This window comes from Nitrosospira sp. Nsp11, from assembly GCF_900142705.1.
In the GTDB taxonomy this organism is placed as follows: Bacteria; Pseudomonadota; Gammaproteobacteria; order Burkholderiales; family Nitrosomonadaceae; genus Nitrosospira.
In genome coordinates, this window is record NZ_FRBV01000007.1 from 104,778 (window position 1) to 125,339 (window position 20,562).

Here is a 20,562-nt window from a genome sequence, read left to right on the forward strand (position 1 = left end):
TTACTGATAGCATGACCCGCCCCTCACTTATTAATCAGTTGATTGATTAGTGGCACGTATTTTGCTGGATATTTTCTGCTAGACCTTATGCGTAGCTACTGCCTACTACAACGCAAAGACCGAGCTGACAGCGCGTAAATCCGCCTAATGCCCGAAGATAGGATGAGAATTTGCGGGGTGTACTTTTGCTGACGTCCGAAACAGCCCGATGATCCTGCTCTCCATATCCCACTTTCTCCATCGCCATCTGCTCTGGTTCCTGATTGCCGCCTACATCATCGCCGTGTTTTTGCCTGAAGCGGGACTATGGATCAGGAGTGTTTCTTTCGGCGAGATCACCATCTTTCAGCAGAAAACAAATATTTCGTTGCTGATGATCATGCTCGCCACGCTGATGTTCAACGCCGGCCTGGGGCTGAAGATATCTCATTTGAAAAACATTTTGCAGAAACAATACGTGTTACTGGCCGGGTTGGCAGCAAACCTGGCTATTCCCGTCGTATATGTTTTTGGCATAACGATAGCGATGCGGCTCTGGTATGAACCAATAGAAGTTCAGTATATTCTCGTGGGTCTGGCATTGGTGGCAGCCATGCCGATCGCCGGATCGTCAACCGCATGGGCGCAAAACGCCAATGGTAATCTGGCCCTGAGCCTGGGTCTGGTCTTTTTTTCCACGATTTTGAGCCCTGTCGTCACGCCGGTAGCATTTCACGTATTTGGCGAAATGGCTTCGGAGGAATACGAGGCAGTATTGCACGGTCTGGCAGAGTATGGCTCGGGAACCTTTCTGGGTCTTTGGGTGGTGTTTCCGTCGTTGCTGGGCATCGCGGTGCGCTTGATAGTTGACGAGGATTGGCAAACCAGCGGCCTGCCTTATCTGAAATTCATCAATAGCATCGTTTTATTGCTGTTGAATTACTCCAATGCTTCAGTATCTCTGCCGCAGGCCATGGCTGAGGGTGATTACGACTTCCTTGCGATCACATTGGCCATTACTGCAGGGCTATGCTGCACGCTGTTTGCCGCAGGGTATGGCATGAGCCGTTTTTTCAAGCTGGACCAGGCTGAGCGCGTTTCGCTCATGTTCGGGCTGGGGATGAACAATAACGGAACCGGCTTGGTACTGGCATCCTTAGCCTTGTCTTCATACCCAAATATAATGGTGCCGATTATTTTCTACAACCTGGTGCAACACATCGCAGCGGGGATCGTGCAAGAAATCATGAGCAGGAGATCGAATGACCCGGACGCTTGAGTTGGTCAGCCGGAATTTTATTGAATTGAAACAGGGCATTGAGGGTTTTCGATTACTATCGTCAATTTTCGTGATTTTCGAACAAGCTGGGAATCTGATCGGAGCAAATCTTGATCGCACACGTAAATCTTGATCGCACACGTAACTGGCGAAAAATCTTATCTAACCCTTAAAGATTTCCAGACGGTGATAGTTGAGAAATCTGTTGTGCGGATACATATCCGGGCGTTCGGGAAGCAGCAGTTTGCGATTGCCGCCCAATAGTCGTTCGACGGTATCAGGAATGTGATCCGCCGCTAGAAGCACGTTGTAATCATCATCTAGCGAAATCAGGCCGCGGTCGAACATCCAGTGGATGGTTCCAGAAAGGGCAATTCCGTTACGAACACTGTCCGGTCCCCGATGTTGCACGGGTTGGATATGCGCGGCTTGTACTTCTGAGCGGCCTCCGCCATTGATGATCTTGAGCCCAGTTACAGCGCATGTATCACGGTATGCTTCCTTCACCGCTGCCGAGAACGCCCTATCTCGAAATGGCCTTGATACAAGCTGCTGGATGACGCGGCGATCCTGTTCTATCGGAACATCAAGGAGGTATTGTGATCGCCGTTGGCGAATACCTCCAATTGTGTGTAACGGCTCTTCTGGCACATCAGATTCCAATCGGACCTGCTCTTCGAGATCAATATCGCGCACAAAACCCGCCTGCCAGATGAGGTCGAATTCGCTATCCTTCAGATTTCGGACAGCGCGACCGAAGGCGCCCTTATTGGTCGAACCATCAGACTTCTCTAAACTCCGTTCATAGTAGAGCGGTCCCTCTTTGAAGGGCACTGGATGGAGGAATTGTAAGTAGTTCGAGACCTCCGCGTAATAGTGGTCAGTGCGAACTGGATCTGCAGTGATGCGCTCGACTCGCGCGGTGGCGAAGTAGACTTGTCTGCCGCCTCTGCTCGATAAATGGCTGGTCGAACGTCGCGGTTCGTAGTAGATGATCCAGTCGCCGACCGACTTGCTTAGCTGCGCTAGGTAGGTTTTTGGGAAATGATACCGAACCTCGGGAAGGTCATCATAGACCGGGGAAACTTTGGTGGTGAGAACCGCTTTTGTCATGCAAATAAATGCTGTAGTGTCTGAATGACTTCGAGGCGTTTTTCGACCGCGAAGAGTCCGTAATTTGCGAAACGCCCGTTCGACAGCTATCCGCGCATAAGTGCGTCAGGCAGTATCACGAGGCTCGAAAGTACTGTCGCTCTTTTGCGGATGCGGCGTTCTGGCAGGAGAAGGGAAGGTCCAGAAAAAACGCGGCGATACTCAACATCGTATACTTGGATTGATTGGTTTGCGTGTGGCGATAGTTTAGGAATATGCTGTGCCGTGCATATCCAATGAACAGATCGCTATTGACATTGGCGGTTGGCTCCAAGGCAGGACGATAACTTTAGAGCTACCGGATTGAGAACAGCGGCTCAATCCAGCGTGGAGCCTTTATACCATTTACCGTCTTTTTCTTGAAGTGGCGGAGACGGAGTGCGAAACTTCGAACCGCGTTCTGGAAATTCTAGAGGAATGGAACGACTATCTCAAGAGTAATGTCTCGTATTATCAGGAGCCGTCACCATGAGCGGCTTCAGCGATCTTCAATCGGCAGCTCAGGCATTCTCGGCTGCTGCCCGACCTTCCCCAAAGAAATCTAAACGGCGCTATACGCCTCCGTTTTCCCTGCGGCTTACCGTCGAGGAACGTAAACGGCTGGATGAACTGGCGGGTAACCAACCGCTGGGGTCGTATATACGTAATCGCATTCTCGGGGAACAGACTGAGAAACGCCGTAAAGTCAAAAAACCTACCCCTGATACCGCCTTGCTGGCTCTGGTATTGGGCGAATTCGGTCGCTCGCGGCTGGCCTCCAATATCAACCAGCTCGCCAAAGCGGCCAATATAGGAACGCTGGATGTAACACCCGAAACCGAACGTGAGATTGTACAGGCATGCGCGGAAATCCAAGCCATACGCACGCTATTAATCACAGCGCTGGGTGTAGCGCCCGTGGAAGATGAATGATCCTTATCGGCAACCAGCGCGGCGGGGCCAAGGATCTGGCCCAACATTTGCTCAAACAAGAGAATGAGCATGTCGAAGTCCATGAGGTGCGCGGGTTTGCCTCTCACAACCTCATGGCTGCGCTCAATGAAGCCTACGCGATCAGCCGCGCCACGCGCTGCAAACAGTTTTTATTTTCCCTAAGCCTCAATCCGCCCAAGCATGAGAATGTTTCGACCGAAACATTCAAACAGGCTATTAATCGGGCCGAGGAAAAGCTCGGGCTGAACGACCAGCCCCGCGCCATCGTCTTTCATGAGAAAAACGGGCGCAGGCATTGCCATGCGGTGTGGTCACGAATCAAGCTGGATGAAATGAAAGCGGTACAGCTTTCTTTCTCCAAACGAAGATTAATCGACTTGTCCCGTGAATTGTTTCTGGAACACGGCTGGACCATGCCCGCAGGACTGAGGCAATCTCATGAACGCGATCCGCGTAACTTTACACTAGCGGAATGGCAACAGGCCAAGCGGATTGGCAAAGATCCGAAACAGATTAAAGCGGTATTTCAGGAATGCTGGTCCTTCAGTAAAACACAGAATACTTTTGCCCATACGCTGAAAGAACGAGGGTATCTCCTCGCCCGAGGCGACCGGCGCGGCTTCGTCGCGCTGGATCATCGAGGCGAAGTGTTTGCCGTGTCCAAATGGGTTGGAATCAAAACCAAGGAAGTACGCACCCGTCTTACCGATGAAAAAAATCTACCATCGGTCGAAGAAGCAAGAAGCCAGATTGCCAAAGATATGACGGCTCGGCTGGAAACGCTCTCTCATGAGCAAATGACGGTGTTTACAACCCGCCGGGCTGAGCTGGAAGAAAAACGGCAAACATTAGTCCGCCAGTATCAGGCTGAACGGCAAAAATTAATCGAAACCCAGCAATCCTTCTGGCAGACCAAACAACGGGAATGGCGGAGCAACTTCAATAAAGGCATGCGCGGCCTGTTTGACCGTCTCACGGGAAGACGCAAGCAAATCGAAGAACGTAATGAACAAGAGGCATGGCAGATCCAAATGCGCCAGCAACAGGAACGCGATGCGCTGATTTTTGCGCAGCTAGAAACCCGCCGTGCCCTGCAAGCACGCATCGAGCGGCTAGACGCGCTTAAATCTTATCGGCTGGATGAACTGGAACACGATAGATCGCAATATCAAGCGATGCGCGAACAGCGCCTTGAACAGCTTGAGACACAACGCCACGAACAAAATCGGGACCGCCCGCAGCCTCGCCAGCGCGGCCCGGAATGGACGCGCTAGCGATGGGAAGCATTAACGGCTCCAGAATACATGCACCGTTTTAAAGCCGGTTTCGATTGTGAAAATATCGCCGCTCATCTCCATATCCCGGCCCATGCGTTCATAGTCGATGTAGTAAGTCAGGTTTTCAGGAATCTGCGTCGTTTCCTCTGTCAGTTCCTGCGCATAATCTGCAAGCGATTGGTAGCAGCCGCAATAATTATCCTCAGCGGCTGTTTTGGCTTCCTCCAACTCACCGCCAAAATTGCTCAGAAGTTCACCTCCAAAATCCGGATATTCGGCAATGAAGCAAGCAATCTCATGGACGGTTTCAATGCCTGCATACTCGCTTAGCGCATAACCGCCAAACCCTTCATAATCATGGATCGCGTGCTCCTCTGAATCTTCAACGGGACTTGCAGTGAGCATAGTTTTGATCTGCTTCCAGATATCACTGACATCATCGCAGGCATCAATCCACACACCATGTAAATATCCGGCGTTATAGGCAGCTAAATCGGCTACGTAAATTCTGATTTCACTACTCATGGCTTTTCTCGCTTTATCAAAGGTTAAAAAACAACCCCCGCTGGGGTTGGAAAACCCCAGAGAAAAGCGAGTGACACGAGCGAAAACACAGGTTCTGATGGAGCCAAGTCAGGGGGAACCACCCGGTCTGCACAAACGCCGTAAAACGGCGTGCGGAAGATTGGGGGATGACTTGGTGGAAGCAGGTTCTGTGTTAAATTAATTTACTCCCAGCGGGGGAAGTAAAAATAAGGGTGAACCGGAAACCGGTTCACGATATGAGGGGCGTTACGGGTATCCCCGTAGATGGGGGTGTCGGAAAACGCAGCTACGCTGCGGTTGCAGCAGGGGGAAGGCTTTCCCCTTTTAATATATAAAAATCACAAAAGAGAACTGTTCCACTTAAGAACAGCACCGGGGTATCAAATACGTATTTCTTCGTGGGGTTTCCACGGATTGATTTTCTGAATTTTTATACCCAGTTCTGTTCTCGCCTTATCAAGCTCATAGGTTTTTTGCAGGTTCAACCATAGCTCCGGGCCGGTGCCGAAGAACCGTCCCAACCGTAGAGCTGTATCCGCTGTCAAGTCACGTTTGCCACGAATAAGCTGCGAGATACGGTTTGCGGGCACATCAATCTGCCGCGCAAGCTCTGTTCGCGTCATAGCAATTTCTTCCAATTCATCAGCAAGAAATTCGCCGGGGTGAATAGCTTCTCTTGTCATATGCTGTTACCTTTCTCTCTATAAAACTTAGTGATAATCCACGATTTCCACATCATTCGCACCTTCATCCCACGTAAAGCACACACGCCATTGTTGATTAACGCGAATGCTGTATTGTCCTGCCCTGTCACCGGACAAGCGCTCAAAGCGATTACTGGGTAAAGCAGCCAGCGCTTCAAGCGTATCGGCAGCATCAAGTAATCTAAGGCGCTTCTCCGCTTGACGTTTAAAGCCGGAAAACGCTGCAACATGCTGGCCTTCAAAGAGGCGCTCTGTTTTCCGGCATTTAAAACTCTTTATCATTCTTAACCTTATCACATATTGACGTGTTACGTCAACCGTCAATATTATTGGGTAAAGTACCTAAAATAAAGGGATAATGGCTAAACTTCCGCGCCCAGCTTCCCATGCTCGATCATGTGGATAACTGGCCGGTACGGTAAACAAGCGCACGAGAACGAACGCGAACTCTCGACGGCATGCGTCGCGACCGTCGCGAGAAAGACTCGCTGATCGAAGCCACATTGATGAACGTCAGAGCTACTACACACTCGCCAAGCGCGTCAGAGCCGCACACGCTAAAACACGTCGAACATCTCCACTACTACGTTGCCGACTACATGCGGGTGCAGGAGCGGGGGCAGTCCAGTACGGAAGAGAAATTCCGTCAGAAAGATGGCCAGCAAAGCAGGCCGCCAAAACGGCCACGCCGAGATCGTGGTCCTGATCGCAGTCGCTGACCAATCAGAAATCTGAATTGCTATGGGTCAATGATGCCAATGTCAGCAAATGTCTCTGATGTGCGCGGCACGTTATGGGGGAAGATTGCCGTTGTTCCAGATGCGCAGGTACTCATCGGCGATTATTTGGGTAACTTTCTCTATATCCAAAACCGGAAAGTTGCAGGGCTTCTTTCTGAACGAGGCATCGAAGAAGGCTTCTAAACTATTCCCATGTGTATCGAAACTAGAAACTCGATACACAAAATAAATATAGTTCAACCGCACGCCGTAACTATTCATCACGGTGGCGAGCATGCTGTTGAGGTCCATTGGCTTTTCCAGTGAGGGCCAAGAAGGGTCTGCTGGCTCCAATTGACTCTTGTGCGGAAGTATCGGGTCTCTGTGGAGCTTTGCGTACTCAATCTTGAATCCATTCACACAGACATCAAATTTCGTATGCGACAAGGTGGACGAGTCAAAAATATAGAGAATGCGAAAGAAATTTTCGAGCAAAGACCGCATCAAAATGTGGGTCAGTATCCGTTCATCGACACTGGTCTTAACATTCTGAAAGCTGTGCTCAATCGTTCCTGCAATCGAGTGAAAGCGAAGCATTTCCTGAATGAAGAATGCATCCCTATGATTTCCGGGTGTGAATGCCAGAATCTTTGAGCTTTCCATTTTCAAGAGATCGAACTCTTCCGACATGGTTACCTTCCTTTTTACTAGCGATTCTTAAGACTGCCTCCAGAATTCATGCCTTGGCATCATGCACTTTCTTCCCCAAAATGCTCACCCGACTCCATCCCGCGAATTGAGCCTGATGTTCTCTGTCCGCCCTCCGCAACCAAGACAGCTTTCATGTCGATCACATGAATCTTGCTGAAGTAGATCGTCAGCTCTTTTTGTCCAAGAACGATTTCCATCTCATTGCCTGTCAGTTCTTGGAACCGCTCGCGCACTTCTTCCTTAGAGGCATTCGCATGGCGGTACATCGCGGCGTGATTCGGGCAGAGCGCCAGATAGTTCTGGCTGTGCCGCTTGCGGAGTTCTGGCAGGAATTCAACGCGCTCGAAAAAGTCACTTCCGTCGTCGAGCTTAAATGGCAGCGGCCCCTTGCATATCTGGCAAGTCATCTCGCCTTGCGGATTTCTGTAGTGTCGTCGCAAATATTCTGCCGCTTCCTCCTTTACATCTTCTCTTCCAATCGACACTGAACGGCTGCGAATTTCGCTTTCCTTGTCAGGCGCTTCCATGGCTTGTTTAGTAATATTCTGCGCACGTCGGGCGGGATTGGCTGGGTCACGATCTGGTACTGCGGTCAGTTGCACAGCTTTGATGTGCTTCAGAAGGATTAGCTCCTGCTCTTCCGCTGGAAGCGCTGCAAAGCGCTGTGCCCGGTTGAGTGCTTCACTATCAGCAAAGCCTGCTGCCTTAGCAACGTCATCCTTCTCACGAATCTCTGCTGACGCCTGAACCGCGGCGTCGCCAAACTTGATTGCTTTAAGTCCCGCATATGCGAGGTCGAACGGGAAACCATCCGGCAGCATCTCGCGCAGCGCATTTTGTGGTGCGACGAATGAGCCATCGATTTGCGGAACCCAGCTTTCACTACGCAAGTCGTGAACAAGACATGAATCGGCATAGTGCGCACCGGACGAAACGTTGTGCCTGAACATAGCTTGATAATATTCAGAGAATTTTGGGAGCGCTACCACTGTCCTCCAAACAAGGCGAGAAAGAGCAACGTTTGGCGATTGAAGAAGCTTTCTAAGATGTGGGACGTAGTAGTCCTTGTTCATCGGCGACGTATCTCTTTCACCCGGTGCTGCCCTGAGATAAATCCACTCCGGGTTCTGACTGCACTTGGTGCGTAAAATCAGCAGCCTTGCAGTCGCGCCAACGGCTTCGGCAAATTTCCCCAAGCGTTCCGGCGTAATACCGCAATCATTGTATCGCTCATGCAGAGCCTCGCAACTTGCATCCTCTCCCAACGCGCCGAAATAGGCTGAAAGATCTGTCTCCTTGTAAGGACCGTCGAGATAGATGCTTTCGGGCGTGCACCAATCGGAATCCCGTCTTTGAAATATGTAGAAATCTTTGAATAAAGATTTCTTGTCGGGCTGCTCTTCGGTGAGAATCACGAAACGCTGCAAGTCGTCCAAGTAGGTCTTGTCATCCGGGACCGCCGCTTCTTTCGTATAGCGGGTGTTCAGAATGATCTCTACCTCTTCGGCTTCCCCGACCTCTCGCACGCCTAGTTCCAGCAGAAATCTCTTCGCCTTGCCTTGCTGCATCTTGCTCTTGCCGGAGGTGTAGATCGCAACATCCACCGTCGGCAGGCCACGATCCCTGCTGGTGTCGGCTGGAAAATAGACTTGGCTAGCAACACCAAGCGCACCATCGTGAAGGCGGACGATCTTAAGATTCTTGAGTTTCGAGGCAGACCCGGATTCGACAAGTTCGTCGTGTAGTAGCGCGTAGAGTTGCTGCATCCACTCAACAGACTTTCCCCCAAGCCACTCGATAAACTTCTGGTCTGGCTCTTTAACAATGTACGGCGGCCTATTCACATAGCACTGCACTGTAGACGCATTGAGTTTCAGTACTTCAATGAACTCATCAATAGCCCAATCGCGGAGGTCTAGTCCATCGAGAAAACTGTCGATTCGACTGTTCTTCTGTGTCGCGCCGATTGCCCATAGTGGCGCTTCGTCATCGTAATCGACGAGGTACTCAATATCGTCGTCCGACAACAGCTCTTTAAGCGAAGCCTTTGCTTGGATGAGACGATCAGCTTTTGCATGACCTCGCCTATGCGTTGGAGTCAGTGTACTGGATTTCATTTCTTCAACGATGGCGCTACGAATGCTTTGGTAGCGCGGCGGAATTTGATCCTGCTGGACTGGAAGAACGGCCAGAAAATCAGGCGTCAGAAGGTCAATATCACGAATCCTGTGCAGCGATTGTGCGGCGAGCACAGCAAGTTGATTAAACAATGGGTCGTTTGCTGGCGTCTCCTTGAGACTAGCGCGGCTCAGCTCCGGCACGAAGGGGCCGTGCAGATGAAAGAAAAGACCCGACGATTCTTTAGCCGCCGTGAAGAATACGGCGACACGGCCCGGAGTCGCAGGAACGATCTTCATTTGTTCGGCGAGGGATTTTTTCACATCGAATTGCCGTACACCGGCCAGAAAGTCTAACGGGAAAGCTACTGCGACACGCTGCTTGTCGAGCTCAGGTACAGGCATGTCGAACTTGAGGAAATGCGAGCTTGATGTTGTTTTCTGACCTTCCTGCTTCAGAACCTCAAAGTGAAACTCTGAGTGCTCGTGCCGGAGCACTTCACCTGCGCTACCTGCTTCAATGGTCCATCTGATTGCTTGAAGATTGGAAAGGAAAAGCAGTGTCGTCTCGTCAAGGTCTCGGAAACCTGTTGCAATTTCCTCAAAAGCTTCCGTTGGCAGCTTCTTCGGATTGTCGAACGGAAACTCGAAACGTGTTCGCTCGCCAAGGGAAGTGTCATGCATAATTTCTTCCGGGAGGATCAGCTTTACGATGCGGAAGGAAAAGTCACCGGAACGAACGGTTGGCGACTGCGTATAGACAAAGACGGACTTGAATCCCACGCCGAACTTGCCAATCTTGTCGGAGTCCTTGTCTTGGCTCTTCGTGCTGTTGTGAATTCCCGTAATCGCCGATACGTCGGCCTCGGTGAACTTGCGCTGTCCATCATGTTCGCAAATGAGACGGTCCGCGCTGAGCGTAAACGCGACTTCAATTGCGCCAGCATCCTCTGCATTCTGCAATAGCTCGTAAACGAAATGAGCCTTGTCCGGGTAGAAGTCTTCGAATATGTCGAGATTAACCTCACCCTTGTTCGCATCAAGAGCGTCGATAAGCGTGCGGCGCTTTTCGATCAGCTTCCTGAAAAAATCATCGTCCTTGCCTGTGCTGCTTTCCATGCGGAGGTTCCTAGCACTACGATGTTGCGAATTTGGCTGCCAGCCCGTCGAGCGTGGCGCTGCCGATTATCTTGTCGTCTGGGATGAGCAGATAAGTCCATGGCTTGCTATTCCCTGTAACATGCTGAGTAGCGGTTTTACACCACTTAGTCGCTGCCGCTGCCTTCGCGACGACAACGGGATTATCTAATTCATTCGCGGCTTTCACTTCCGCAATGAACATTCTGCTCTTGGTCTCAATAACGAAATCTGGCTCATACGCATCGCCCGAGCGATAGTCGATGCGGAACTGATTGCGGCCGGGCTTGATCCATTTCTCCGTGGTCGCATCGCTTTCAATGATGGCGGCAAGCTTCCGCTCGGGATCGGTGTCGAATTTTTGCAACGGATAGCAGCACTTTTTGAAGCCTGCGAATACGTGCTTGCGAGTATCGGATAACGGCGCAATCGCTTGCCTGAAATCTCGCACCCGCTGCCCACTGGCGACGTTCATCGGCTGCGCTTCCAGTAGCGTAAATCCTCGAGTCACAGTGACCTGATAGTCATCCTCTCCAAGCGGCGTCTCCCGATAGTGCGTCATCATCTGCGCGAATATGAAATCGGCAAGATGACGACCATTCCCCAGTAAAACGTTTTCTATTTCTGCGCCGGTCGTGAGATAGGATTTGATGCGCTTCACAACTTGTCCCGCAAGTTTGTAGAGCAATCCTGCATGAGCGTCGTAATCAACCTCGTTGCGTTCGATCAGATACCGGACGAGATAATCTTCGAACCGCGCTTCGCGCGGATCATCGAGATTGCGTGCAAGATACACTCGCGCCTGAGTGCGTAAGTCCTCGATGATGATGCCGTCCTCGATTGGACGGGTGTTGATCGTCATCAGATTGGCGAGATCGAAATCTTCAAACGTGAAAGTCACTAGCTTCTTGGGAAGCACAACGATCTGCGGAATTGAAATCGTACGGGCGGCGACAGTCTCGGCGACGGACTTGACGATCTCGTCGATACGAGGTTCCGTTGCCATACCCTCCAGTGTTCCCTGAATAGGTCGAACAAGCTCCTTCACTTCGTCGGCAATCTGCTTTTGAACAGTGTCGTCACGCAATGCTTCGGCGCTTCCAAGCTTCCGCTCAAAGCGCCTGATGACCTCAAGCGTTACCTCAGCGGCCTTGCCTTCGCCCGGTGAAGAAAAAACAAACTCCGACCGGTTTTCCGGAACGAAACCCGGAATATCCGGCTTTGCGCCGGTCACAAGCATTTCGACGATTGACGGGGCTATTACCAGTACCGTGCCCGTAGGAGAAATATCTCCACCTTCACCGATCTCAACCGTCTTCATGACGATTGAGCCCGGTTCCCTTGCCTTGACAAGAATGTCGTCAAAGCGCTCATGTGCGATAACAGTCAGACGGTCCACGGCGGCGAACTCATCATCGCCACCTTTGGACACGCGTTTGCCGAATGGCAGGCGCAAGCCACGCCCCAGCGTTTGCTCGGTCAAAATTTCCGATGCGGACGCACGCAGAGGCACGATTGTATAAAGGTTGGTCACGTCCCAACCTTCTTTGAGCTTGTTCACGTGAATTACGATTTCCGTGCGCCCGTCCTTTTCGAGAGCGACGAGGCGCTCCATCGCTTCTTCGGTTTCATCGCCGCGCAGAGATGAATGCACCTCCGCTACCTTGCCTTTAAATCGGCTCTTGAAAAATTCTTCGGACTCGATGAACTCTCGTATCCGTTTCGCTTCCGTGGTATCCGCAGCAACGACGAGAATGAACGGCGTGACCTTGGCCGCGCCTGTCGCACGGTGATAGCGGTCCAATTCGACTGCCACATGATCGTGATGGTGAACGGCGTCTTCGAGCTTGATCCGCTCTAAGTCCTTCTCCAGCACTGACTTCGGATCGAAATCCTTGCGCGTGGCGACGGCAGGTTCTTTGACCAAGCCATCGGCCATAGCCTGTCCGAGCGTATAGCTGTAAATGACATTCTGAAACGGCACCGGACGCGCACCGACAGTTTTCGGCGTGGCCGTCAGCTCAAGTCCGAGAATCGGTTTCAATCCGTCGATGGCATTCGCGCCAGCGCTAGCACGGTAGCGGTGCGCCTCGTCCATCAGAAGCACAAGATCGTCGAGCTTGGACAAGTATTCGTAGTAGCTCTCGCCGATGGTTTCCTGAAGGCGTTTCATGCGCGGCTTGCCGCGCGGACTTTCTTCCTTGTTAATCTTATCGACGTTAAAAATGTTGATATGAACGTCTGAGCCAAAAATATCCGTCGATTTACCTGTCTCGTAGCGAACGCCAACACCACTCTCGTAGTTGTCGCCCGTAATAATCAGCGGCGGGTTCGTCGCGAACTCTGCGATACCTTTAAAAACGTACTTCGGACTTTCTGGCGAGAAGTCCGCAATCAGCTTTTCGTAGATGGTCCTATTCGGAGCCAGCACAAAGAAATGGCGACTTTTATTGGTGAGATAAAGATACGCGATGAACGCACCCATCAATCTCGTCTTGCCGACACCCGTCGCCAACGCAAAGCAAAGGGAAGGAAATCCACGCTCAAAATCCTGAACAGTGGGATATAGGTCTCGGATTGCCGCAATCGCAGCAGTGGGATCGGCGTCTTTGGCCAATTCAATGTGGCTCACAACATCGGCGAGAATCTCAAGAGAATCCACCTGTGGCACGCGAAGCGACAAACGCTGACAAAGTGTTCGAACGGTGCGGTCTGTCACTTCCCACTCCCCTTACTAAAGAGATCGTCCTGTCCGACGCAGATGCTTTTCTTCTGAGCTTTGGAAGGCGCTGCCGCTTGCTTCGTATTGGAGTCATCCGGCCCAGGCGGAGCTTCAGGAAGGCTCGCGACATTCAGGCTGTAGTCATCCTTACCCCATTCACATTTACGCAGCACCGCCTGCGGAATTTTCCTGATTGTCAGGTTTGGAAAGTCATCGGCATCCGCGCGGAATGCCTTGCAACAGACGAGCAATGTACGCGTCTCGCCTACTTCTTCCGAAATCGCCGCAAGCTGTTGATGCGTCAGGTTTTGCGTCGTGACATAGATGAAGTCGGTTTCCGATGAGCGTCCCTGCACCCAGTAATGCTTTTCGTCCGGTTGATAAATAAAGCCCATCAGCTTGCAGACCGCTTGGGATAGTTTTGCTGCATCGTATGATTTCGCAATAACCCAATTTCCCCACGCGTCCTTTTCGAGAAGAGAAGGTGCGAGGCGGTAGTAACGAAAACCACCGCCACCCTGCCAGTCGAAAGTGTCCGTAACGCCACCTTTATCGGTTCCGTCTATAACCTTTACAAGACGTGGGATAATGTGAGTTTCGCAATGCTCACCGAGTTCCACCATGATCCATTTTCGACCCATCTTTTGAGCGACCGCACCAGTAGTCCCGGACCCAGCGAAAGAATCAAGAATTACGTCTCCGGGGTTCGTAGCTATCTGAATGATGCGAGAGAGCAATCTCTCCGGCTTCGGTGTCGAAAACACGTCCGTCGGACCGAATAGGGCAATACTCTCCTTCTTCGCATCCTGCGTATGCCCAACTTCCTCGTACGGCCAATAGGTTTGCGGAACTATTCCTTGCTTAACCTCTGTGAGAAATCGCTTCACCTGTGGAATTGCGTCGCCCTTCGCACCCCACCAGATGCGTTTGTCACGATCAAGCTCAAGGAGTTTTTCCCTTGAAATGGACCAGTATCGACCATTCGGCGGACCGTCGATCACGCGACCGGATGGTGTCGTAATGGAATACCTTCCGAGGCTGTATGGATTCCGCGCAGACAAGTCGCTTGTCTTCCAGATACCACGCAGATCTTTATCAGGGTTTTTGTACGCTGCGTCCTGCTTCTCAGATCGCGGCATCGGATTGGGAACCCAAGAGTTCGCGTCGCGCCCATAAATCAAAATGTAATCCTGATCGACTGAGAAGTGCTGTGCGCTTGATTTCGGTGAGTAGTTCTTTCGCCAAATGACTGTAGCTATGAAGTTTTGTCGCCCGAAAACCTCGTCGCATAGAACCTTCAAATAATGCGCCTCGTTATCGTCAATCGTGATCCACAGAGATCCGTTACTTGAAAGCAGCCGCTTAATAATTTCCAATCGATCTCGCATCAATGAGAGCCAAAGAGAGTGCTCCACTCCATCGTCATAGTGCTCGAAAGCGCTGCCCGTGTTGTATGGAGGGTCTATGAAAACGCACTTAACCTTACCTGCGTAGTCCTGCTCTAATGCCTTTAGTGCAAGAAGGTTGTCGCCATGAATAAGAGTGTTGTCAAAGATATCGTTGTCGGTGACACGCACCTTGGCGAGGTATGACTGGTCTGCATCCTCAAGCAATATGCGCGGCTCCAGGCGAGGGCGCTCCTCCTTGCCGATCCATGTCAACTCCAAACGTTGCTTGCGTGCGCTCATGATGCTCGCCTTTCTTCTCGTTTTTGTTGGTACTCGTATGACTCCAGCAGGAACTCGCAAAGCGTGAATGCTACATTTACTGCGAGTCTCGCATGGTGCGGTGCTGGATTGTAGCGACGCGCATGACGGTCGCTAGCCTTGTTCGCAACCTCGAATAAGCCGCCAATCTGCCGCTGAAGCCCTTCAAGAATGGTCTTTAGATAACTCTCAAGCGATTCGCCCTTCGGCGCAAGATTTAGCGGCCCCGCGACAAGCTTGTAGAGAGCGCGTATATCTCCCTCGTTTTCATTGAACGGCGTGCCCGTCCTACGAAGAACCTGTTTCAGAAACTCTTCGACCAGCGTGTAGGCATTCGCGATTGCGCCTGCCGAATCTTGGCTTGCGATCTTCTGGCGTGCTTTCTCGATATGCTCTTGAATCGACTCTTCCGTGAGCTGCACCAGCGATGGGGCATGAACGACGCCAGTCGCACTCAGCACGGTGGTTACAAATCGCCCGTTCTCATAATGGAAACCGTCTCGCTCCATGCGACGCAAGAGAGCGTTGATTGTTATCGTGTGGTTATCACTCGGGGAACGCTCGGCGGCCACCCTAAGGTTTTCAACAATCTCCTCGTATACAGCAAGGAGCTTCTTGACGTCGGCTATAGCGGAGAAGTCGATGTTGGCGTAGTAGGCTTCGACCGAGCCGCGCCGCTGGCCACCGACGGTCGGTTGATAATCGGCACGCGGTGTGAGTCCGCCCACATCGAAAGTCATTTCTATTTCTCGCAGCGTGTAGCCAACAAGAAGCTCCCGGAAATCGTTTCTCGTTGCCTTGCTGATAAGGTCGCGCGTCATACGACCTCCCAGCGAATCGAGAAGAGAGGCGCGAGCGTTGGTTCGAGTTTCAAGCTTTCCTGAATCTTGTCGAGCATGACTTCAACGTCTTCCCGGATTTTGGCTCTACGGTCGAAGAACTCCGATTTCAGTTTGTCGCGCCTTGTTTCGAGTTGGCTAATGCGCCGTTTTTCGGCGACCTTCTCGGCCATTGTCTGAGTCGATCCGCGCATCGCTTTCTTGGCTTCCTTGATCTCCATTTCGACGCCTTTGATCTCAGTTTCGAATGCACGCTCTAGGTCTTCGGCGAAGTTGTCGAGGTTCTCGCTTTCCACATCGAGCCATTCGACGTTCTGCTTTTCCGCCTCTTCCAGCAATGCTTTCCGCCGGTCGGTCTCGCGCCTATTTAACTCCACCTCCGGCAGCGATCCGGAGAGCGGCTCGTTCTGCGCGGGAACCCGAAACAGTCTTTCCAAGGTTTCCGAGTGTACCGTCGTGCCGTCGTCCATCACGGCAGAAATAACCAAATGCTCACGGGTGATCGCCGGAGTTTTCAGTTTGAGCTTGGCGATCCGTGCCCAGCCTGATTTGCCGCGCAAGAGTTCCACGTCGGCCATCTTGCCGCCGGGATACGCATTCATGTCGAAGCGTAGGCATGACGGCGCATCGAACTGACGCTCCTTCGCCTTATTCACAACCTGCGTGGCGAGAGTGCCTTCAAGAAGACGGAAGAACTTCCAGCCCTGCTCGTCAGCAAGTGGCCATTCCGTCGTATAGATTTCGCCGCGATATTCAAAGCGGCGTTCGCTGTCGGTATGAAACCGTGCCTCAGGAAGTTCGGCACGCGCCACAAAGAGAAGCTGTCTTTCGAAATCAGAAAGGCGCTGTTCGATTTCCTTTCCTCTGGATTTCAAGCGGTCAATGACTTTTTCATCAACGTTCTCCAGCAGACGTTTCCGCGCATCGAGAATTTGGTCGCTGATCTGCGCCTGAAGGTCTTCCTGAAGTTTGTCGAACGCAATATCAATATCGGTCTGGTTCCGGGCGCTCTGCACAATCTTGAAGATGCTACGCTCGATATCCACACCGCGTTCGATAACGCCCAACACCTCGTCGCTCGCACCGAAGACGCCTTTGAAGAGGTTGAACTTCTGATCGAGCAACTGGTGAACGCGCTGCTCGGCGTGGTTTTTAAGATTGAGGAAGTTCACGACTGTTACGTCGATTTGCTGGCCATAGCGGTGGCAGCGCCCGATACGCTGCTCAACGCGCTGCGGATTCCATGGCAAGTCGAAGTTAATAAGCATCGAACAGAATTGGAGGTTGATGCCTTCCGCGCCTGATTCAGTAGAAATCAGAATGGCCTTGCTGTCACGGAATGCCTCAACGACCGCAGCTTTCATGTCGGCCGTTTTGGAGCCGGATATGGTGTCCGTTCCCTTATGACGGGCGATCCATGCCTTATAAATTTCCTTGCTGTCGGGATCGTTATTCTGCCCGTTCAGGAGAACGATATCGCCCTTGTGGCCATTTGCGGCAAGAAGCTCGGCGAGATAACGCTGGGTGCGTACAGATTCAGTGAAGATAACGGCCTTACGCTGCCCCCCCTTGGCGACGATCTGATCGAGCGCCCCGGAAAGAGAATTGACGAGCGTCGTTCCCTTGGCGTTTTCGCCGATCCCGGAAGCTAGCTGACGATACTCTTCAAGCTCGGCAATTTCGGCCTTTAGCTTTACGGAGTCGATGGGCGGGTCTTGGTCGTCGGAATCCTCGCTATCGTCCAATTCCTCGGCTTCCTCATCGACTACATCGTAATCACTGAGAGCCTCGATGCCGGGGGGTTGCAACAGCTTGAGACGGTCGATGATCTTCGTGAGCGTGTCGCAAATGGCGAAAGACGATGATCCGAGAATCTTACGCATGACCATCGTGACGAGTTGGTTTGGCTTGCTGCCGAACGCAATCGTGTCTGTGCGTTGCAAGTAAGCGGAAACAGCGTTGTAGAGATCTATCTCCGCCGATGACGGTTCGAATTGCAGCGTGAGCGGACAGCGCTCCGTGTATCGGATAAGTCCTGCTTGCTGAACTTGACGGCGAAGCGTCCGCTTGCAAATCGGCTCCAGCCGCTTACGCAGCATAAGAAGTCCTGTTCGCGCGTTGGCACCCGTCAAATACTGGCTGCGAAAGGAATCTTCATCGCCGAAGTGATGCTCGTCCAGCATCGAAACCAGCCCGTATAGCTCCATCAACGAGTTCTGCAACGGTGTGGCGGTCAGAAGCACTTTGAAGCGATCACGCGTCGCCTCGCGCAATCGCTTAGCTCGGACTGAACCGTCCTTCCGATAGACGTTGCGAAGCCTGTGTGCCTCATCGAAAACAACCAAATCCCATTGGATTGCCCGTATCTCGTCGGCCTTGAAAGCCGCAAATTCGTAGGAGGTAATGACAATGTGGTCGTTGCGGTCGAAGGGCCGCGTGACCCCCGCCTTGCGTGCGTCGTTGTAGCTCTTCCGTTCGACGATCACGGATGGCAGGGAAAACTTGTCGTAAAGCTCTTGGCTCCACTGCTTGCGCAGAGATGCGGGGACGATGAGCAGGATACGGCGCCGACGCTCAGCCCAGCGCTGCGCAATCACGAGGCTGGATTCGATGGTCTTGCCGAGGCCGACTTCATCAGCCAGCAAAACTCCTTTAGTAAGAGGCGAAGCCAGTGCGAACAGAGCCGCGTCCACCTGATGTGGATTCATATCCACTCGCGCCGTCGAAAGCGACTGCGCCAAGGCATCCTCACCAGTACCCTCCAGCGTAATGCGATGGGCAAAAAAAGCCCCTTGCTGTGAAGTGTAGTTCGCAGACGCCACGCTTGGACGGGTTGTCGTGGAGGTGCTGGCCAATGGGTCATTCGCTACGGCGATCTCCGCGACCTTCTTGCTTTTGATCCAGGCGGAGATCGTTTCGTGGTCGAATCGCCATGACCCTCCGACCTTGAAACCGGGAATCTTCTCGGCGGCTGCAAGCTTATAGACCGTCTTTTCGTTGATTTTTAGGAGGTCAGCGACCTCCCGAATCGTAAGAATATTTTCTTCCATGGGGTGACTATAGCTGAGCCGCAGAATATGTCAAGAGAAAATTGGAGAAAATTGGAGAAAATCAAGAATCGCAAGTTTTTTGACCATAGCGACCGGGCGGAAGGCGGTCTCAGCCTAAGTCGATGAATTGGCTCCGTAGCCAACACCCGCGGGGTTGCTCGATGGGGGTCTGGGGAGAGCCGAAGTCTCCTTGGTCGCAATTCAGCCGCGACGAGGTTGGCGCACATCCAATCCGCGAAGGGTTGGTCAGGGTGTCGGGGCATGAAAGCCCTGACTGGCGATGCAACGGCCACAACGTTGCACTGGCGCACGAGGCTCGATGCCGAGCTTGCGCCAGCGGCAGGGGTATCCAACAGGGGCGGCACGCAACCTTTGGCGAGATGGTGTTGTAGTACAACACACATCTTGCGCGTAGCGTGAAGCGGTGTAGAACAGAAGCGGTATGTCATACAGAGAAACGGGATGCATCGGTGGTCGGGAAATTGTCAATCTGCACAATTCATAGTCTCAAGCATCGTGGATATATCTTCAATAGAACACAATGTGATTTTGTCTGAGGTTACACCACACTTTTCCAACTGGGTTATATGATGCTTTCCTTCACCCTCTGAGCGTTGACTAACAACCCATTTGCTCCCCGGAGCCACGCCAGATATTTTTCTGATATATGGAAGATCAATTGCATTTAATGAATGCCCTATGATCACAACAACTTCGACGGTATTAAGACTTTCGAAGTAACTAGAATAGCGGTTTAGGATGTCATCAACGGGTTTCTGAAAGGCGTAGAACGGGTATTTAGCTGCACTTTCGGCGTCGGTGAATAAATGCCGATTGCTATCTCCATTTTCATCTAGTTCAGGTTCTTCTTCCCTTGATTCACCATGACCAAGAATTAGATCCTCATATTTGCTTACGCTACCATGGATATGAAAAACGAGATTGTCAGGTATTTCATACACCGTTTGAAGAAGAGGCGTGTAATTGAATGAGATAAATCGACCCCTCAAGGTAAAGTCAAACTTTGCTTCAGCATCATCTATGGGGAGAGATTCAATCCACTCCTGAAAGTGAGACTTCATGCTATCGACTATACCGCTAGCTTGCTCTGTAAGATCATCTTCTAGGCCGAATACCATACTTGGCTTGAACGATTCATCTGAGATGTCAGGGAAATTGTTGCTGTCATAAAATTCGCGCCAATCGAATCTGCCAAGATTCTCTTCAAAGTTATTCCATGAGGTTTCTGAGCGCGGATCGAGAAAATACTCCTCCAGCTCATCAAGATAACTTGCTGCAAATACATAGAAATCAGCGTACTTGGTCGGCAGTCCATGCCATAAATCAAATCCATTTCCAATGATGTACAAAATTTTCATGTCGAGATTTCAAATAACAACCTGTTATGGGGCTACTCAAGTCGAGCTATTTATTAATATAGAAATTTTTTGATCAGGATCGCAGCCCAGTTCCACATTTACCTAGGCCAGTATTATCGATCAGGTAGGTATTTTGCGGAACCTGATAAAATCGCCATCCCTTCTTAGAGGTTGGCAAGTTGGGACAGTGCGCGATAGATGGTGCGTGGAGAAACGCTGACCCTACCCCACAAAACCGTACCATTTAAAAGTAGAATTTCTGGCATGATTTTGACCTTAAATGGAAAGGAGCATGACGTGAAGAGAAGCAAA

General features: G+C 51.5%; 16 protein-coding genes. 5 read left to right on the forward strand and 11 right to left on the reverse strand.

From position 1 onward, the window contains the following. Positions 1-208: 208 nt before the first annotated feature. Positions 209-1,258, forward strand: coding sequence for a bile acid:sodium symporter family protein (locus tag BUA28_RS09835; protein WP_072767935.1), 1,050 nt, complete (start codon positions 209-211; stop codon positions 1,256-1,258). Between the two features lie 162 nt (positions 1,259-1,420). On the opposite strand, the gene BUA28_RS09840 is transcribed toward BUA28_RS09835, so the two are convergent. Continuing rightward, the gene (locus tag BUA28_RS09840) at positions 1,421-2,371 is read right to left on the reverse strand and encodes an HNH endonuclease (RefSeq protein ID WP_072767936.1); all 951 of its coding nucleotides are present in this window, start codon (positions 2,369-2,371) and stop codon (positions 1,421-1,423) included. A gap of 507 nt (positions 2,372-2,878) precedes the next feature. Here BUA28_RS09840 and BUA28_RS09845 point away from each other — a divergent pair. Together BUA28_RS09845 and BUA28_RS09850 are read left to right on the forward strand one after the other, a co-directional pair. Then, complete coding sequence (locus BUA28_RS09845; RefSeq protein WP_256598294.1) at positions 2,879-3,322, forward strand: MobC family plasmid mobilization relaxosome protein; 444 nt, start codon at positions 2,879-2,881, stop codon at positions 3,320-3,322. Then, positions 3,319-4,617, forward strand: a complete 1,299-nt coding sequence (locus tag BUA28_RS09850; RefSeq protein WP_072767937.1) for a relaxase/mobilization nuclease domain-containing protein — start codon at positions 3,319-3,321, stop codon at positions 4,615-4,617. The genes BUA28_RS09845 and BUA28_RS09850 overlap by 4 nt, the downstream gene beginning before the upstream one ends. A gap of 12 nt (positions 4,618-4,629) precedes the next feature. Here the strand turns inward: BUA28_RS09850 and BUA28_RS09855 are convergent, their stop codons facing one another. The 3 genes from BUA28_RS09855 to BUA28_RS09865 all read right to left on the reverse strand — a co-directional run bounded on the left by BUA28_RS09855 (position 4,630) and on the right by BUA28_RS09865 (position 6,152). Continuing rightward, positions 4,630-5,145 carry an antirestriction protein ArdA gene (locus BUA28_RS09855; RefSeq protein WP_072767938.1) on the reverse strand — a complete coding sequence of 172 codons (516 nt, stop codon included), beginning with the start codon at positions 5,143-5,145 and terminating at the stop codon, positions 4,630-4,632. Between the two features lie 401 nt (positions 5,146-5,546). Next, on the reverse strand, positions 5,547-5,849 hold the full coding sequence (locus BUA28_RS09860; protein ID WP_072767939.1) for a HigA family addiction module antitoxin: 303 nt from the start codon (positions 5,847-5,849) through the stop codon (positions 5,547-5,549). Positions 5,850-5,876: 27 nt separating this feature from the next. Next, positions 5,877-6,152: a type II toxin-antitoxin system RelE/ParE family toxin gene (locus BUA28_RS09865; protein WP_072767940.1), complete on the reverse strand. Its 276-nt coding sequence runs from the start codon at positions 6,150-6,152 to the stop codon at positions 5,877-5,879. Positions 6,153-6,328: 176 nt separating this feature from the next. On the opposite strand from BUA28_RS09865, the gene BUA28_RS15555 reads away from it, so the two are divergent. Further along, positions 6,329-6,589: a hypothetical protein gene (locus BUA28_RS15555; protein WP_143148492.1), complete on the forward strand. Its 261-nt coding sequence runs from the start codon at positions 6,329-6,331 to the stop codon at positions 6,587-6,589. Positions 6,590-6,661: 72 nt separating this feature from the next. Here BUA28_RS15555 and BUA28_RS09870 read toward each other — a convergent pair whose 3' ends face one another. The 6 genes from BUA28_RS09870 to BUA28_RS09895 are packed head-to-tail and all read right to left on the reverse strand — an operon-like array spanning position 6,662 to position 18,871. After that, positions 6,662-7,279, reverse strand: coding sequence for a hypothetical protein (locus tag BUA28_RS09870; RefSeq protein ID WP_072767941.1), 618 nt, complete (start codon positions 7,277-7,279; stop codon positions 6,662-6,664). A 59-nt stretch (positions 7,280-7,338) separates the two neighbouring features. Beyond that, complete coding sequence (locus BUA28_RS09875; protein WP_072767942.1) at positions 7,339-10,536, reverse strand: sacsin N-terminal ATP-binding-like domain-containing protein; 3,198 nt, start codon at positions 10,534-10,536, stop codon at positions 7,339-7,341. 16 nt (positions 10,537-10,552) lie between these two features. Further along, entirely contained in the window at positions 10,553-13,273 is a 2,721-nt protein-coding gene (locus BUA28_RS09880; protein WP_072767943.1) for a DEAD/DEAH box helicase, read from the reverse strand. After that, positions 13,270-14,964: a site-specific DNA-methyltransferase gene (locus tag BUA28_RS09885; RefSeq protein WP_072767944.1), complete on the reverse strand. Its 1,695-nt coding sequence runs from the start codon at positions 14,962-14,964 to the stop codon at positions 13,270-13,272. The genes BUA28_RS09880 and BUA28_RS09885 overlap by 4 nt, the downstream gene beginning before the upstream one ends. Then, a complete protein-coding gene (locus BUA28_RS09890; protein ID WP_072767945.1) occupies positions 14,961-15,803 on the reverse strand; it encodes an abortive infection family protein in 843 nt (280 codons plus the stop codon). Before BUA28_RS09890 ends, BUA28_RS09885 begins: the two co-directional genes overlap by 4 nt. Continuing rightward, on the reverse strand, positions 15,800-18,871 hold the full coding sequence (locus BUA28_RS09895; protein WP_083569956.1) for an SNF2-related protein: 3,072 nt from the start codon (positions 18,869-18,871) through the stop codon (positions 15,800-15,802). The genes BUA28_RS09890 and BUA28_RS09895 overlap by 4 nt, the downstream gene beginning before the upstream one ends. Positions 18,872-18,993: 122 nt before the next feature. On the opposite strand from BUA28_RS09895, the gene BUA28_RS15560 reads away from it, so the two are divergent. Further along, positions 18,994-19,263 carry a hypothetical protein gene (locus tag BUA28_RS15560; protein ID WP_143148493.1) on the forward strand — a complete coding sequence of 90 codons (270 nt, stop codon included), beginning with the start codon at positions 18,994-18,996 and terminating at the stop codon, positions 19,261-19,263. 93 nt (positions 19,264-19,356) lie between these two features. On the opposite strand, the gene BUA28_RS09905 is transcribed toward BUA28_RS15560, so the two are convergent. Further along, the gene (locus BUA28_RS09905; RefSeq protein ID WP_072767946.1) at positions 19,357-20,250 is read right to left on the reverse strand and encodes a bacteriophage abortive infection AbiH family protein; all 894 of its coding nucleotides are present in this window, start codon (positions 20,248-20,250) and stop codon (positions 19,357-19,359) included. Between the last annotated feature and the right edge of the window lie 312 nt (positions 20,251-20,562).

Excerpts from the sequence above, each read along its gene's own strand:
- BUA28_RS15555 (WP_143148492.1), top strand. The coding sequence starts at position 6,329 with ATGCGTCGCGACCGTCGCGAGAAAGACTCGCTGATCGAAGCCACATTG.
- BUA28_RS09840 (WP_072767936.1), bottom strand. The coding sequence starts at position 2,371 with ATGACAAAAGCGGTTCTCACCACCAAAGTTTCCCCGGTCTATGATGAC.
- BUA28_RS09905 (WP_072767946.1), bottom strand. The coding sequence starts at position 20,250 with ATGAAAATTTTGTACATCATTGGAAATGGATTTGATTTATGGCATGGA.
- BUA28_RS09895 (WP_083569956.1), bottom strand. The coding sequence starts at position 18,871 with ATGGAAGAAAATATTCTTACGATTCGGGAGGTCGCTGACCTCCTAAAA.
- BUA28_RS09860 (WP_072767939.1), bottom strand. The coding sequence starts at position 5,849 with ATGACAAGAGAAGCTATTCACCCCGGCGAATTTCTTGCTGATGAATTG.
- BUA28_RS09835 (WP_072767935.1), top strand. The coding sequence starts at position 209 with ATGATCCTGCTCTCCATATCCCACTTTCTCCATCGCCATCTGCTCTGG.
- BUA28_RS09845 (WP_256598294.1), top strand. The coding sequence starts at position 2,879 with ATGAGCGGCTTCAGCGATCTTCAATCGGCAGCTCAGGCATTCTCGGCT.
- BUA28_RS09850 (WP_072767937.1), top strand. The coding sequence starts at position 3,319 with ATGATCCTTATCGGCAACCAGCGCGGCGGGGCCAAGGATCTGGCCCAA.
- BUA28_RS09865 (WP_072767940.1), bottom strand. The coding sequence starts at position 6,152 with ATGATAAAGAGTTTTAAATGCCGGAAAACAGAGCGCCTCTTTGAAGGC.
- BUA28_RS09890 (WP_072767945.1), bottom strand. The coding sequence starts at position 15,803 with ATGACGCGCGACCTTATCAGCAAGGCAACGAGAAACGATTTCCGGGAG.
- BUA28_RS09870 (WP_072767941.1), bottom strand. The coding sequence starts at position 7,279 with ATGTCGGAAGAGTTCGATCTCTTGAAAATGGAAAGCTCAAAGATTCTG.
- BUA28_RS09855 (WP_072767938.1), bottom strand. The coding sequence starts at position 5,145 with ATGAGTAGTGAAATCAGAATTTACGTAGCCGATTTAGCTGCCTATAAC.
- BUA28_RS09885 (WP_072767944.1), bottom strand. The coding sequence starts at position 14,964 with ATGAGCGCACGCAAGCAACGTTTGGAGTTGACATGGATCGGCAAGGAG.
- BUA28_RS15560 (WP_143148493.1), top strand. The coding sequence starts at position 18,994 with ATGAATTGGCTCCGTAGCCAACACCCGCGGGGTTGCTCGATGGGGGTC.
- BUA28_RS09875 (WP_072767942.1), bottom strand. The coding sequence starts at position 10,536 with ATGGAAAGCAGCACAGGCAAGGACGATGATTTTTTCAGGAAGCTGATC.